The following is a 13,659-nucleotide window of genomic DNA, read 5'->3' on the forward strand; positions in this document are numbered from 1 at the left end:
GGGGGTGTTTTGCGGAAAAATCGGGTCTAATCATCATATGTTTAAATTCGCCTGAACATCCACTGTGAACTCCCAAAATATGGCTGCCAACCCTCTTGTTTCGATTGTCGGTGTGGACTGGGGTACCACCCACCGTCGGGCGTATGCGATCACGGGCGACGGCGCGTGTGCACGTGAAATCTCTGATTCGGACGGCGCGCTGGCCTGCAAAGGCCGCTTTCCCGCCGCCCTGGACGTCGCGCTGCAAGCGTTGGATGTGCACGGCACGGGCGTGGTGCTGGCAGGCATGGTGGGCAGCGCACTGGGCTGGCACGAGGTGCCGTATGTCGATAGCAGCGTGCCCGTGCAAGACCTGGCCGCCCATGCCATGCGGGTGCCCGATGCGGCGCCGGGCGTGTCGGCCATCATTATTCCGGGCTACCGCGTACGCAATGCGCAGGGGGTGCCCGATGTGATGCGCGGCGAAGAAACCCAGCTGTTGGGCGCCTGGGCTCTGGGCCACCGCAGTGGCTGGTTTGTGCTGCCCGGCACGCACAGCAAGTGGGTGGAGTTGCACGAAGGCCGCGTAGTCCAGCTACGCACCTACATGACCGGTGAATTGTTCGACCTGCTCAGCAAACATGGCACGGTGGCCGCGGCAGCCGGTGGTGTGGCTCCGGTGTGGGACGAGACGGCCTTTGCAGAAGGCGTGAAGGCCGCAGGCCACCATGCGCTGAGTCACCAGATTTTCAGTGTCCGGGCGCGCGTGGTCTGCAAAGACATGGCGGCCTCCAGCACTACCGCCTATTTGAGCGGTTTGTTGATTGGCACCGAACTCAAAGACGTGTTGCAGGGCAGCGCAGGCACAGGCCCGCAGGGCACGTTCAAACTGCTGGGCTCGCCGCAACTGGCGGCCCACTACCAGACTGCGGCCCAGCACCTGGGCCTGTCGTTCGACATCCTCGACGCCAAGGCTGCCTTTGTGGCGGCCGTCCACCACATTCACCTGAACTGGAAACCCCTATGAGCGATTCCCTGGAACTGTTGGCGCGTGCGCGCCGCACCCCCTTGGTGGCCATCTTGCGCGGGCTGCTGCCTGCCGAGGCGCAAGCTGTGGGGGAGGCACTGGTCGAGAGCGGCTTTCGCACGCTGGAAGTGCCACTGAACCGCCCAGGTGCGCTGGAATGTATTGCCACGCTGGCGCGCACCCTGCCTGCTGACGCCATTGTGGGCGGCGGCACCATGCTGACCGTGGCCGATGTGGAGGCTGTACACGCTGCCGGCGGCCGCCTCATGGTCTCGCCCAATTGCGATGTGGCGGTGATCCGCCGTGCGGTGGAACTGGGCATGCTGTGCGCGCCTGGTGTGGCTACGCCCACCGAAGCCTTTGCCGCTTTGCAGGCGGGTGCCCACGCGCTCAAGCTGTTCCCCGCAGAGATGGTGGGCCATGGTGGTATCAAGGCGCTGAAGTCAGTGCTGCCCGCCGGGACCGACCTGTGGCCTGTGGGGGGCATCACCCCTGAGAGCATGGGCCCCTGGAAGAAGGCTGGCGCGACCGGTTTCGGCATTGGCAGCCAGCTGTTTGCGCCGGGTACTTCTGCGGCCGATGTGTTGCAGCGCGGGCGCGCTTACGTGCAGGCCTGGCAACAGGCCTGACGCCTTGGCCCTTAGCCCTGCTTCAGGGCCAGGGCGCGGTCGTACAGCGCGTTGCGGGCCTCACCGGTGATGTCGGCCGCCAGCTTCACCGCGGTTTTAAGTGGTAGCTCTGCCAGCAACAGCTTGAGCACCCGGTCGTCCGGCGCTTGCGTGGCGTTGCCTGCGGCGGGGTGAATCACCAACGCAAACTCGCCGCGCAAGCGGTTTGCATCGGCGGCCAGCCAGGCCGCCAACTCCGCCGCTGCCACGGTGGCTATCTCTTCAAACTGCTTGGTCAGTTCACGTCCCACGGTGACCAGGCGTTCGCCCAGCGGTGCCAGCGCCAGCGCCAGCGCTTCAATGCGGTGGGGGGCTTCCAGCAGCACCACGGCGCGGCGTTCTTCGGCCAGCAGCTGCACCTCATGGCCGCGTTCGGTCGCCTTGGAGGGTAAAAATCCCCGGAACACAAAACCACTGTGGCCATCACCACCTTCTGCCAAGCCGGCCGCACACAGGGCCGTGGTCACGCTGCTGGCCCCGGGCAGGGGGATGCTGCGCAGGCCCGCAGCCCGTACCTGGGTCACCAGCCGCGCACCAGGGTCACTGATGCCGGGTGTCCCCGCATCGCTCACATAGGCCACACGCTGGTCCTGGCGCAGGCGGTTTACAACACCTTCCGCCGCCTGGGTCTCATTGTGCTGGTGCACTGCCAGCAGCTGTGCGGACGATTTGTCGATGCCGTAGGCGCGCAGCAATTGCTGGGTATGGCGGGTGTCCTCGCAGGCAATCGTGTCGGCCAGCGCCAGCACGTGCAGTGCGCGCAAGCTGATGTCGGCGAGGTTGCCAATCGGGGTGGCTATCAGGTACAGCGCGCCCTGCGGATAATGCTGCGCACCGGCAGCCTCTTTGGCAGCGGACAGGGCAGAGATAAACGACGCACTCATAGATGGAATTCTTTCCGAAACGACCTGCACGAAGCGCAACCACCAAACAGCTGGGGGACGCGGGAGAAGACGCCGCTCTGCGCTATTTGCAAGGGCAGGGGCTGATGCTGGTCACCCGCAATTATCGAACCCCCGGACGGGGCGGCGGAGAAATCGATCTGATCATGCGCTCGCCCGATGGCACCCTGGTGTTTGTGGAGGTGCGCAAACGGGCCTCCAACAGCCACGGCGGGGGTGCCGCCAGTGTGGGGGCGGTCAAACAGCGCCGCATTGTGTTTGCTGCACAGCATTACCTGCTGCGCCTGTCGCGCTTGCCTCCCTGCCGTTTCGATGTGGTGGTCCTGGACGGCGACCAGATCGAATGGCTGCAGGCCGCATTTGATGCATCCTGATACATCTCAAGACGCCTGATCCCTTGGGGATTTGGGTGCCGCGGTATCATCCGGCCCATGCTTGAGCAACGTATTCAACAACACTTTATTGACAGTGCAGACCTGAAGTACCAGTCCGCACAAGGCTTGAGCAAGCCGATTGCAGACGCGGTGCAAGCCATGTTGGCCTGTGTCACCAGTGGTGGCAAAGTGCTGGCCTGTGGCAACGGTGGCTCCGCCGCCGACGCACAACATTTCGCCGCCGAGTTTGTGGGACGCTTTGAGCGTGAACGCCCCGAACTGGGCGCCATTGCGCTGACCACCGATACCTCCATCATCACCGCCATTGCCAACGATTACGACTACAACGTGATCTTCTCGCGCCAGGTGCGCGCCCTCGGTGCGCCAGGGGACGTGCTGTTGGCAATTTCCACCAGCGGCAACTCCGCCAATGTGCTGGCTGCCATCGAGGCGGCCCATGCCCGCGAAATGGTGGTGGTGGGATTAACAGGGCGCGGCGGCGGCAAAATGGCGCAGGTCTTGCGCGACACCGATGTGCATATCTGTGTGCCACACGAACGTACGGCCCGCATTCAAGAGGTCCATATTTTGGCGCTGCATTGCATTTGTGATGCCGTCGATGCCCAACTGCTGGGCGAACAGGAAACCAACCCATGAACTCCCGATTGAAACGTTTAACCCTGGTTGCGGCTCTGGCCGGATCTCTGGTAAGTCTTAGCGCGTGTTTCCCATTGCTTGTCGGCGGTGCCGTGGGAGGTATGTTGGTTGCTACCGACCGTCGCACCTCCGGTTCGGTGGTGGAGGATGAAGGCATCGAGCAGCGCTCCGCCAGCCGCATCCGTGAAAACCTGGGTGACCGTGTGCATGTCAACGTCACCAGCTACAACCGCCAGGTGTTGTTGACAGGCGAGGTGCCCACGGCCCAAGACAAGCAGTTGGTGGAGCAGATCGTGTCGCGGGTGGACAACGTGCGCAACATCGTCAACGAGTTGGGCGTCATGGGCAATGCCAGCCTGACCCAGCGCTCGTCCGACTCCCTGGTGACTGGTCGCGTCAAGGCGGCGCTGGTGGACGCCAAAGACCTGTTTGCCAATGCCTTCAAAATCGTGACGGAACGGGGCACCACCTATGTGATGGGCCGTGTGACCGAGCGGGAAGCCAAACGCGCCACGGAAGTGATCAGCAGCACCTCTGGGGTGCAGCGCGTGGTGCGTATTTTGGAAGTCATTTCGGAAGACGAGTTGGCCCGCCTGCAGCCAGCGCCCCCTCCCGCAGAAACCCCCAAGCAATAAAAAAAACGGCCCGTCAGGGCCGTTTTTCATGGTGGGGCACGGGGACTACATTCACTTCAACCGCTTGATCAGGCTGCTGGTGTCCCAGCGCTTGCCGCCCATCTGCTGCACATCGGCGTAGAACTGGTCTACCAAGGCGGTCACTGGCAGGCGTGCACCGTTGCGTTTGGCTTCATCCAGCACCAGACCCAGGTCCTTGCGCATCCAGTCCACCGCAAACCCGAAATCAAACTTGTCGGCCACCATGGTCTTGCCACGGTTGTCCAGCTGCCAGCTTTGGGCTGCGCCCTTGCCGATCACGTCCAGCACCTGGTTCATGTCCAGCCCGGCTTTCTGGCCAAAAGCAATCGCCTCCGAGAGGCCCTGCACCAGCCCGGCAATACAAATCTGGTTCACCATCTTGGCGAGTTGACCGGCACCGCTCTCACCGAGCAGCGTGAAGGCACGGGAGAAGGCCATGGCGACGGGTTTGACCGTTTCAAACGCGTTCGCATCACCCCCACACATCACGGTCAGCAGACCGTTTTGCGCACCGGCTTGGCCGCCGGACACGGGGGCATCGATGAACTGCAGGCTCCGGGCGTGTGCTGCGACACTGAGCTCGCGTGCGATATCGGCAGACGCGGTGGTGTGGTCCACAAAAATGGCGCCGGGCTTCATGCCCGCAAAGGCACCATCGGCCCCCAGGGTCACGCTGCGCAGGTCGTCGTCATTGCCCACGCAGCAAAACACGATGTCCGCCTGCTGTACCGCCTGGCGCGGTGTGGGGGCGTGGGAGTGGGCGCCCAATTGGCTGCTAGCCCCCGCGAATTCTGCGCACCAAGCTATCGATTTTGTAGCGGTCCGGTTGTACACCGTGACCTGGTGGCCAGCGCGGGCCAGGTGCCCGGCCATGGGGTAGCCCATGACGCCCAGGCCCAGAAAGGCGACGGAGTAAGCGGGGGAGGGTTCGTAGGTTTTGTCGTTGATGTTGGGCATGACAATAAAGGATTCAATCGGGTGGAAAGGCAATTTTCCGCCGGGCCGCCCCAAGGAAAATTAGCCCCCTTGGGGGGCAGCGACCCGCGCAGCGGCGGAGCGTGGGGGCCACGTTTTACATAATTGCGAAATTTTCGGTACCGGCGGACAGGTCGTTGGACTTGCCGCGCTGGCTGTTGAGTTTGATCTGCAGGCGCAGGTCGTTGAGCGAATCGGCGTTGCGCAGCGCGTCTTCGTAGGTGATCGCATTGCCTTCGTAGAGGTCGAACAGCGCTTGGTCGAAGGTTTGCATGCCGGCCTGGCGGCTCTTCTTCATGATTTCCTTCACCTCGGACACTTCGCCCTTGAAGATCAGGTCGGAAATCAGCGGCGAGTTGATCATGATCTCTACCGCAGCGACACGGCCCTTGCCATCCTGCTTGGGGATCAGGCGCTGCGAGACCAGGGCTTTCAGGTTCAGTGACAGGTCCATCAGCAGCTGGCTGCGGCGCTCTTCGGGGAAGAAGTTGATGATGCGGTCCAGCGCCTGGTTGGCGCTGTTGGCGTGCAGGGTGGCCAGGCACAGGTGGCCGGTTTCGGCAAAGGCCACCGCGTGTTCCATGGTTTCGCGGTCACGGATCTCGCCCATCAGAATCACATCTGGCGCCTGGCGCAGCGTGTTCTTCAGCGCCGCTTCCCAGCTGTCGGTGTCCAGGCCCACTTCGCGCTGCGTGACCACACAGTTCTTGTGCGCATGCACAAACTCCACCGGGTCTTCGATGGTGATGATGTGGCCAAAGGACTTGTCATTGCGCCAATCCACCATGGCCGCCAGCGTGGTGGATTTGCCTGAACCCGTGGCGCCCACCATGATGCACAGGCCGCGCTTGGCCATCACCACCTCCTTGAGCACCTGGGGCACGCCCAGCCCGTCGATGGTGGGCAGCACCTGCGGAATCACCCGCAATACCAGGCCGACCTTGCCCTGCTGGATGAAAGCGTTGGCGCGGAAGCGGCCTATGCCGGCCGGCGCGATGGCGAAGTTGCTCTCCTTGGTGCGCTCGAACTCCGCCACCTGCTTGTCGTTCATGATGGAACGCGCCAGTGCCATGGTGTGCGCCGCGTTGAGCGGCTGGGGCGAGACCTTGGTGATCTTGCCGTCCACCTTGATGGCGGGCGGAAACTCGGCGGTGATGAACAAGTCGCTGCCATTGCGGCTGACCATCAGCTTGAGCAGGTCGTTGATAAATTTGGTTGCCTGATCGCGTTCCATAAGAACACCTCCTTTTCGCTAAATCGACACGGTGGAGCGAAGTGCCCCCAAAACCCAGGAACACCGCGGGACCGGCTTTGCCGGACCGCTGGTGTTGCCCCCTGCAAGGGGGGAAGCGGCCACACGCAGTGGGCAAGCCGGGGGGTGTTCCACAGCTACCCCGGGAAGTTCTCAGGGATTTTGGCTTTGCCACGGGCTTCTGAGGGGCTGATGATGTTGCGCTTCACCAGGTCGGTCAGGTTCTGGTCCAGCGTCTGCATGCCCACGCTGTTGCCGGTCTGGATGGAGGAGTACATCTGTGCCACCTTGGCCTCGCGGATCAGGTTGCGGATGGCGCTGGTGCCCAACATGATTTCGTGCGCTGCCACACGGCCCTGGCCGTCTTTGGTTTTGCACAGGGTTTGCGAGATCACGGCCTGCAGCGACTCGGACAACATGGCCCGCACCATTTCCTTTTCTTCGGACGGGAACACGTCAATGATCCGGTCGATGGTCTTGGCCGCACTCGATGTGTGCAGGGTACCAAACACCAAGTGGCCTGTTTCTGCGGCCGTCATGGCCAGGCGGATGGTTTCCAGGTCGCGCATTTCGCCCACCAGAATCGCGTCCGGATCTTCGCGCAGCGCGGACTTCAGCGCGGCGGCAAAACTCAGCGTGTGCGGCCCCACTTCACGCTGGTTGACCAGACATTTCTTGGACTCATGCACAAACTCGATCGGGTCTTCCACCGTCAGGATGTGGCCGAACTCGGTTTCGTTCAAGAAGTTGACCATGGCCGCCAGCGTAGTGGACTTGCCCGATCCCGTGGGGCCGGTGACCAGTACCAGGCCGCGTGGCTTCAAGGCCAGGTCGGCAAAAATCTTGGGTGCGTTGAGCTGCTCCAGCGAGAGGATTTTGCTCGGAATCGTCCGGAACACCGCACCCGCGCCGCGGTTGTGGTTGAAGGCGTTGACCCGGAAGCGCGCCAGGCCGTCAATCTCGAAAGAGAAGTCGATTTCCAGGAACTCCTCGTACATCTTGCGCTGCGTGTCGTTCATGATGTCGTACACCATGGCGTGCACCTGCTTGTGGTCCAGCGGCTCCACGTTGATGCGTCGCACATCGCCATGCACCCGGATCATGGGAGGGAGACCGGCAGAGAGGTGCAAGTCGGAAGCCTTGTTTTTGACGCTGAACGCCAACAGCTGGGTAATGTCCACGGAATCCTCTTTCGCTGAGATGGGCTGGGAAGGGTTTGGTACGCTTGGCAGATTATGACGATGATTGCAGACAATCTCCACGCGGTACGCGCCCGCATCACCCAGGCGTGCACACAGGCCGGACGGCCGGTGGACGCGGTGCAACTGCTGGCAGTTTCCAAGACTTTTGGCCCCGATGCGGTGCAGCAGGCCTTTGACGCGGGCCAGCGTGCGTTTGGCGAAAACTACATCCAGGAAGCGGTGGAAAAAATCGCCGCACTGACCGCGCTGCCGATTGAATGGCACTGCATCGGCCCGATCCAGAGCAACAAGACGCGGCTGGTGGCGGAGCACTTCCAATGGGCACACACGGTGGACCGGTTGAAGATCGCCCAGCGCCTGAGCGAGCAGCGTCCGGCGCATTTGCCGCCCTTGCAGGTGTGTGTGCAGGTGAATGTGGATGGCGGTCCCACCAAGTCGGGCGTGTTGCCCGACGAGGCGCTGGCGCTGGCTCGCGCCGTAGCGCAGTTGCCGCGCCTGCAGTTGCGAGGTCTGATGTGTATTCCCGAGCCTGCTACTGATTTTGTAGCTGCTTGCGCAGTATTCAAGCGGGCTAGAGGCGTATTTGATGCATTAAATGCAGAGGGGCTGGGGCTGGACACCCTCTCCATGGGCATGAGTGCTGACCTGGATGCTGCCGTGGCCAGCGGTAGCACCCAGGTGCGGGTGGGCAGTGCGATCTTTGGCGCCCGCAGCTACCCTGCCGCGACTTGAGTGTGCCCGCGCCCGTCGGCGGTGGGCATGGGTCACTCCACAAGCTTGGGCGCCAGCTTGTTATTGCAGCTTCAGATGGGTGGTGTTCTTGATTTCTTCCATCACCGCATAGGTGCGCGTCTCGCGTACGCCGGGCAGCTGCCACAGCACGGTTCCTGCAAACTGCCGGTAGGCCACCATGTCCGCCATGCGGGTTTTGAGCAGGTAGTCAAAGCCGCCGGCCACCATGTGGCACTCCATGATTTCGGGGCGCACCTGCACCGCAGCCTTGAAGGCGTCAAACACATTGGGCGTGGTCTTGTCCAGCAGTACCTCAATAAAGACCATCATGCCCGCGCCCAACTTGAGCGGGTTCAAACGGGCTTCATAGCCCAGGATGTACGCGTCTTTGGTGAGCCGCTGTACGCGGGCCAGTACCGCCGTGGGGGATAGCCCCACGGTCTCGGCCAGTTTCAGATTGGACAGTCGTCCATCCTCTTGCAGGCAGGTCAGGATGCGCAGGTCAATCCGGTCCAGTTCAGCCAAGTCGCTCACGCGGGGCCTTCTTATTTGAGTTTGAAAAATGACACCACCTGCGCCAGGCGCTCGGCCTGGTCCGACAGCGCGGTGGCCGCAGCGGCGGTTTCTTCCACCAAGGCGGCATTTTGTTGGGTGTTTTGGTCCAGGTCGTGCACCGCGGCGCCCACCTGACCGACACCTGCCGATTGCTCCTTGGTGGCGTTGGCGATTTCGGTCATCAAGCTGTCAATGCGCCCGGCGTTCCCCACAATGTCCGCAATGGCGGTGCCCGCCTCGCCCACCACCTGGGTGCCTTTTTCAACTTGCTCAATGCTGGCGTTGATGAGGGTCTTGATTTCCTTGGCTGCCTCGGCACTGCGCCCGGCGAGTGAGCGCACCTCGCTGGCCACGACCGCAAAACCGCGACCCTGCTCACCGGCACGCGCTGCTTCTACCGCCGCATTCAGGGCCAGGATGTTGGTTTGGAAGGCGATGCCGTCGATGACGCTGATGATTTCGGAAATCTTGCTGGACGAGGCATTGATGCCTTGCATGGTCTGCTCGACCTGTGAGATCACCTCCCCGCCGTGTTGGGCCGAACGGGCGTTGGCGCGAACAATGTCGGCGGCACCCGATACCGTGTCGGAGGTGCGCTGCACGGTTTCTGCAATCTGCGTCATGGTGGCCGCGGTTTCCTCCAGAGCGGCCGCGCTGGCCTCGGTGCGGCGCGACAGGTCTTGTGACGCGGAGGCAATCTCTTCGCTGGCCGTATTGACATTGGCCGCACCGTCCAAGGTGTCACGCACGATCACGCGCAAGCTGGCCTCCATGTCCCGCAGGGTAATCATCAGGTGGGCCGCCTCGTCCTTGCCCCACGGGGTGGGGGCCGTAATCAGGTTGCCCTGGCTGATTTGCTCCAGGTGCCCGGTTACCTCGCGCAGGCCCCCCATCATCACTTTGTAAAACGCCAGCAGCATGTAAAACGCCAAGGCCACAAACAACACCGCAATCCCCAGTTGCTGCAGGAACTGGGCTTGCATCTGCCCCACGCGTTCTTCCAGGCGGGACCGCAGACGCTCCATCAGTTTGGTGTTCAGGGCGTGCTCTGCGCGCGCGGAGGCCGTGCCCATCTGCTCCAGTTGGTTCGGGTTACCTTCTACCTTTTCGCCAAGCACCATGGTTTTCAGGGCCTTGCCGAAGTCGTCATACAGCTGGTCGTTCTGGGCCATGCCGTATTTGGCATCCGGGTCTTTGAGGCCCTCTGCTGCCACCGCCTTGAGATAACTGTTTTCAACAATCCCGTCGACAAAGGCCAAAACACCTGCAAACATGACCAGGTCTTCGTTTTGGTCGGCTGTTTTGCTTCCGGTTTTCAGCACCAGTTTGCCCAAGGCGGTAAGTTTGGACACATTGTCTGTTTGTTGCGGGCCAAACAGCACGGCGTAGTTCATCAAATGAAAAGTGTCCAGCTCCGGATCCAGCGCCAGTTGTGAGGTATCTGCCACCTCTCGCCCCAGTTCCAGCAAGAGCGCGATGTAGGCGCTATGGGCATTGAAGGTTGCCGTGGGGTCAGCGCCAACAGGCGCGTTCAGCAGGGCCTGATGGGCTGTCTCGACGGCAGCGTACGCGCGACCCGTTCCCAGTGTTTGGCCGTTGGCCTTGTTTTGTTCTGCCAGTTTGGCAAAAGCATCGCTTACCTTGGTCTTCCAGGTGTCGAGGTCTGAGGCCCCATCCATGGCCGCTAGACGCCGTCCCTGCGCGACCTGGATCAGGTCATGCAAGGGTTGGACATAGGCCACACCCAGCAATTCCGAGCGGGCGAACTCCACCTGGTCGTTGCTGGCTTTCCACAGGTCCCCCAGCATGATGGTCAGCGGTATCAGAAACATCACCGCAATCCAGCCCGCCTTGGCAGGGAAGTTCAGCCGTCGAAACAGGCGGACTCCCGGCGACAGCCAACCGTGATACCGGAAAAAAGACCCAAATCCGGCATCGCCGGCGATCACGTTGCTCATGTCGTTCCTTAGTAAATAAATCTAATTTAGTCCATCATGGTCGGATGGGGGGCGTGTGTCAACGACACGCCGGGTCGTCCGCAAATCGGGGCCTTGGCCTTGTCGCCACTGCGGGCCAGTCGCGCTGTGTCGTGTCATGGTGTGGGTGTTGGTCTGCCAAAGAGGTAGCCCTGAAAGTGGGTGCAGCCCAAGGCCACCAGGGCGTCGCGCTGTTCCGTGGTTTCCACGCCCTCGGCGATCACCTGCAGGTGCAGGCTATCGCCCAGCGTGACGATGGCACGCACGATGCTGGCGCTGGAGTGGTCCAGCAGCAGGTCGTGCACAAACGACTGGTCGATCTTGAGCTGGTCCAGTGGCAGGCGCTTGAGCACGTTGAGCGAGGAATAGCCTGTGCCAAAGTCGTCCAGCGAGATGCGCACGCCCAATGCCTTGAGTGCATCCATTTTTTGGATCACCCCGCCCAAGTCGTCAATCAGCTGGCTTTCGGTCAACTCCAACTCCAGGCGTTGCGGATTGGCGCCGGTGGCTTGCAGAACGGACCGGACCTGGTCCACAAAGTCTGCCTGGCGAAACTGGCGTGCGCTGAGGTTGACAGCAATCGACAGTGCCGCGGTGTGCGCTTGCGCGGCCCATTGCACCAGTTGCCTGCAGGCGGTTTCCAGTATCCACTCGCCCAGGGGAAGAATCAGCCCGGAGCTTTCGGCCACCGGGATAAATTCCGCCGGGGACACCAGGCCGCGCACCGGGTGCTGCCAGCGCACCAAAGCCTCCACGCCCACCACTTGCCCCTGTGTGTCCACCTGGGGCTGGTAGTACAGCAAGAACTGCCGGGCCTCCAGGGCGCGGTGCAGGTCCGTCTCCAGGGCGGTGCGGGCGCTGACCTGCGCCTGCATTTGGGGGTTGAAAAAGCGCACCATATTGCGCCCATCGGCTTTGGCCTGGTACATGGCCAGATCGGCTTGCTTGAGCAGTTCCTCCTGGTCGGAGTCGGGGCCGCCAAACATGGTCACGCCAATGCTGACCGAGGTTTGGTAGTAGTGGCCGTCCAGCAAGTAGGGTTCACTCAGCCGGTGCAGAATTTTTTCAGCCAGGTGCTGGGCGTGCAGCACGGCCTCGCTTATCGATTGGCCCAGGTCTTGCACCATGGCCACAAACTCGTCGCCGCCTTGACGTGCCAGCGTGTCCTGGGCCCGGGTGCAAGCCGACAAGCGGGACGCAATTTCGCACAGCAGCAAATCCCCGATGCTGTGGCCCAGGGTGTCGTTGAGGTCTTTGAAGTTGTCCACATCAATGAACAGCAGGGCGCTACATGTGTGGCTGCGTTGCTGGACGGCGAGGGCCTGCTGCAGGCGTTCCATCAGCAGGCGCCGGTTGGGCAGGTGGGTCAGCGGGTCGTAGAACGCGAGTTGGTGGATGGCGTGCTCGGCCTGCTTTTGTTTGGAAATGTCGGTAGAAATGCCGCACAGCGCGTAGATGGAGCCGTCGGGTCGGTGCAGGGGGAGCTTGATGGACAGGTAGGTGTGCTCTTTGTGCCCGTCCTGTCGGCGGTTGGTCTCCATCTCTTCCACACGCTCCCCGTGTTGCACCACCCGCAGGTCGTTGATCCGCAGCTTGGCCGCCGTGGGGGCATCGAAGTAGTGGTCGTCGGTTTGCCCCACCACCTCGTCGGGGCGGGCGCCAAACAGCTCGCACACCTTGCGGTTGGCATACTGGTAGCGCAGCTCGGTGTCTTTGATGTAGATGAATGCATCCACGCTGTCCAGAATGGTGTTGAGCCGGTCCTCGCTGGCGCGCAGGCTGCGGGTTTTGTCGGCCACCTCGCGCCGCAACAAGCCCCAGGCGCCCACCGCCAGTGCCAAGACTCCGCCCAAGCCGCCCAGCGCCCACCACACCACGGTGGGCACCCGCGCTGGGGGCGGCGTTTCCATCCAGCGCTTGAGTACCTCAAAGTAGTGCGAAGTGGGCTCGGCCTGCCATGCCCGCAGCTCCGTCTCGACAGCGGTAAGCAGGTCTGGGTTCTTGTTTTTGCCGGTGGCAAAAAACAGCTGCGAGGGTTGGAACAGCACGGGCGTGGATTGCATCTTGAAGCGCGGCGCCTGCAAGTCGCCATAGAAGCGGTTGGCAACGGCGGCATCCGCCCCGCCGCGGGCCGCCAGTTGAAACGCCTCCTCCAGGGTTTCGACCGGCACCAGCTCGGCGTGCACCCCAAAACCCGCCATCAGGTTGCGCAGGTACTCCTGCTGCACCGAACCCTGCAGTACCGCAACGCGCCGGTCCTTGAGGTCCAGGGCCGAGCGGATCGGCACCTCCGGACGGGCGTAGATCTGCGACCAGCTCAACAGCGCCGGGGTGGTGTGGAAGTCAAACAGCGCAGCCCGCTCGGGCGTGAAGGCCACGTCCGGCATCAGGTCGATGCTGCCGTTCTGCAGGCCCTCCAGGCAGGCTTTCCACTCGCAGGGCACGGGCACCAGGGTCCAGTTGTGGTGCCGGGCGATCTGCAGCGCCAACTCGCCAAAAATGCCAGAGGGCTGCTGCTGCCCGTTCAGGAAGATCTTGGGCTCGTTTTGGTAGACCCCCATGCGCACCTCGCGCGGGTGGTCGGCTCGGGCGGCGCCGGCCAGGCCCTGCAGGACGGCCAGCAGGGCCAGTACCAGCACCCAAGGGCGCCTTCCCACAGTTGACAAACGGGTTTGGGGCATGCACGAACTCCTGTAGCGCATTC

At 62.4% G+C, this 13,659-nt stretch carries 13 protein-coding genes; 6 read left to right on the forward strand and 7 right to left on the reverse strand.

Annotation, left to right across the window (positions count from 1 at the left end; all coding sequences use genetic code 11):
- Window positions 1–64 precede the first annotated feature (64 nt).
- Both AC3WS7_RS17125 and AC3WS7_RS17130 read left to right on the forward strand, forming a co-directional pair.
- Window positions 65–1,006: a 2-dehydro-3-deoxygalactonokinase gene (locus tag AC3WS7_RS17125; protein ID WP_296468212.1), complete on the forward strand. Its 942-nt coding sequence runs from the start codon at window positions 65–67 to the stop codon at window positions 1,004–1,006.
- On the forward strand, window positions 1,003–1,635 hold the full coding sequence (locus AC3WS7_RS17130) for a 2-dehydro-3-deoxy-6-phosphogalactonate aldolase (RefSeq protein ID WP_492657196.1): 633 nt from the start codon (window positions 1,003–1,005) through the stop codon (window positions 1,633–1,635). Before AC3WS7_RS17125 ends, AC3WS7_RS17130 begins: the two co-directional genes overlap by 4 nt.
- A gap of 11 nt (window positions 1,636–1,646) precedes the next feature.
- Here AC3WS7_RS17130 and rsmI read toward each other — a convergent pair whose 3' ends face one another.
- A complete protein-coding gene (gene rsmI / locus AC3WS7_RS17135; protein ID WP_492657197.1) occupies window positions 1,647–2,558 on the reverse strand; it encodes a 16S rRNA (cytidine(1402)-2'-O)-methyltransferase in 912 nt (303 codons plus the stop codon).
- Window positions 2,559–2,560: 2 nt separating this feature from the next.
- Here rsmI and AC3WS7_RS17140 point away from each other — a divergent pair, with 2 nt between their 5' ends.
- From AC3WS7_RS17140 to AC3WS7_RS17150, 3 genes are read left to right on the forward strand one after another with little or no spacing between them, the layout of a single operon-like run.
- Window positions 2,561–2,950 carry a YraN family protein gene (locus AC3WS7_RS17140; protein WP_492657198.1) on the forward strand — a complete coding sequence of 130 codons (390 nt, stop codon included), beginning with the start codon at window positions 2,561–2,563 and terminating at the stop codon, window positions 2,948–2,950.
- Window positions 2,951–3,007: 57 nt separating this feature from the next.
- Window positions 3,008–3,607 (forward strand): phosphoheptose isomerase, encoded by a 600-nt coding sequence (locus AC3WS7_RS17145; protein WP_322580323.1) that lies wholly within the window; start codon window positions 3,008–3,010, stop codon window positions 3,605–3,607.
- Window positions 3,604–4,242, forward strand: a complete 639-nt coding sequence (locus AC3WS7_RS17150; RefSeq protein ID WP_492657199.1) for a BON domain-containing protein — start codon at window positions 3,604–3,606, stop codon at window positions 4,240–4,242. The genes AC3WS7_RS17145 and AC3WS7_RS17150 overlap by 4 nt, the downstream gene beginning before the upstream one ends.
- Window positions 4,243–4,293: 51 nt before the next feature.
- On the opposite strand, the gene AC3WS7_RS17155 is transcribed toward AC3WS7_RS17150, so the two are convergent.
- From AC3WS7_RS17155 to AC3WS7_RS17165, 3 genes are all read right to left on the reverse strand, one after another.
- Complete coding sequence (locus tag AC3WS7_RS17155; protein ID WP_296468225.1) at window positions 4,294–5,220, reverse strand: NAD(P)-dependent oxidoreductase; 927 nt, start codon at window positions 5,218–5,220, stop codon at window positions 4,294–4,296.
- A 115-nt stretch (window positions 5,221–5,335) separates the two neighbouring features.
- Window positions 5,336–6,472 carry a PilT/PilU family type 4a pilus ATPase gene (locus AC3WS7_RS17160; protein WP_296468227.1) on the reverse strand — a complete coding sequence of 379 codons (1,137 nt, stop codon included), beginning with the start codon at window positions 6,470–6,472 and terminating at the stop codon, window positions 5,336–5,338.
- A 155-nt stretch (window positions 6,473–6,627) separates the two neighbouring features.
- Window positions 6,628–7,671: a type IV pilus twitching motility protein PilT gene (locus tag AC3WS7_RS17165; RefSeq protein WP_296468228.1), complete on the reverse strand. Its 1,044-nt coding sequence runs from the start codon at window positions 7,669–7,671 to the stop codon at window positions 6,628–6,630.
- A gap of 54 nt (window positions 7,672–7,725) precedes the next feature.
- Here AC3WS7_RS17165 and AC3WS7_RS17170 point away from each other — a divergent pair, with 54 nt between their 5' ends.
- Window positions 7,726–8,424, forward strand: coding sequence for a YggS family pyridoxal phosphate-dependent enzyme (locus AC3WS7_RS17170; RefSeq protein ID WP_492657200.1), 699 nt, complete (start codon window positions 7,726–7,728; stop codon window positions 8,422–8,424).
- A 60-nt stretch (window positions 8,425–8,484) separates the two neighbouring features.
- Here the strand turns inward: AC3WS7_RS17170 and AC3WS7_RS17175 are convergent, their stop codons facing one another.
- The 3 genes from AC3WS7_RS17175 to AC3WS7_RS17185 form a co-directional block, all read right to left on the reverse strand.
- Window positions 8,485–8,958, reverse strand: a complete 474-nt coding sequence (locus tag AC3WS7_RS17175) for an Lrp/AsnC ligand binding domain-containing protein (protein ID WP_296468232.1) — start codon at window positions 8,956–8,958, stop codon at window positions 8,485–8,487.
- Between the two features lie 11 nt (window positions 8,959–8,969).
- Window positions 8,970–10,937, reverse strand: a complete 1,968-nt coding sequence (locus tag AC3WS7_RS17180) for a methyl-accepting chemotaxis protein (RefSeq protein WP_492657201.1) — start codon at window positions 10,935–10,937, stop codon at window positions 8,970–8,972.
- Between the two features lie 134 nt (window positions 10,938–11,071).
- The gene (locus AC3WS7_RS17185; protein WP_492657202.1) at window positions 11,072–13,636 is read right to left on the reverse strand and encodes an EAL domain-containing protein; all 2,565 of its coding nucleotides are present in this window, start codon (window positions 13,634–13,636) and stop codon (window positions 11,072–11,074) included.
- Between the last annotated feature and the right edge of the window lie 23 nt (window positions 13,637–13,659).

Source organism: Rhodoferax sp. EU05-FHT12H12 (assembly GCF_058791215.1).

Bases quoted from the DNA above. Each gene is read 5' to 3' on its own strand.
- AC3WS7_RS17130 (WP_492657196.1), top strand. From the start codon at position 1,003: ATGAGCGATTCCCTGGAACTGTTGGCGCGTGCGCGCCGCACCCCCTTG.
- rsmI (WP_492657197.1), bottom strand. From the start codon at position 2,558: ATGAGTGCGTCGTTTATCTCTGCCCTGTCCGCTGCCAAAGAGGCTGCC.
- AC3WS7_RS17140 (WP_492657198.1), top strand. From the start codon at position 2,561: ATGGAATTCTTTCCGAAACGACCTGCACGAAGCGCAACCACCAAACAG.
- AC3WS7_RS17145 (WP_322580323.1), top strand. From the start codon at position 3,008: ATGCTTGAGCAACGTATTCAACAACACTTTATTGACAGTGCAGACCTG.
- AC3WS7_RS17150 (WP_492657199.1), top strand. From the start codon at position 3,604: ATGAACTCCCGATTGAAACGTTTAACCCTGGTTGCGGCTCTGGCCGGA.
- AC3WS7_RS17155 (WP_296468225.1), bottom strand. From the start codon at position 5,220: ATGCCCAACATCAACGACAAAACCTACGAACCCTCCCCCGCTTACTCC.
- AC3WS7_RS17160 (WP_296468227.1), bottom strand. From the start codon at position 6,472: ATGGAACGCGATCAGGCAACCAAATTTATCAACGACCTGCTCAAGCTG.
- AC3WS7_RS17170 (WP_492657200.1), top strand. From the start codon at position 7,726: ATGACGATGATTGCAGACAATCTCCACGCGGTACGCGCCCGCATCACC.
- AC3WS7_RS17180 (WP_492657201.1), bottom strand. From the start codon at position 10,937: ATGAGCAACGTGATCGCCGGCGATGCCGGATTTGGGTCTTTTTTCCGG.
- AC3WS7_RS17185 (WP_492657202.1), bottom strand. From the start codon at position 13,636: ATGCCCCAAACCCGTTTGTCAACTGTGGGAAGGCGCCCTTGGGTGCTG.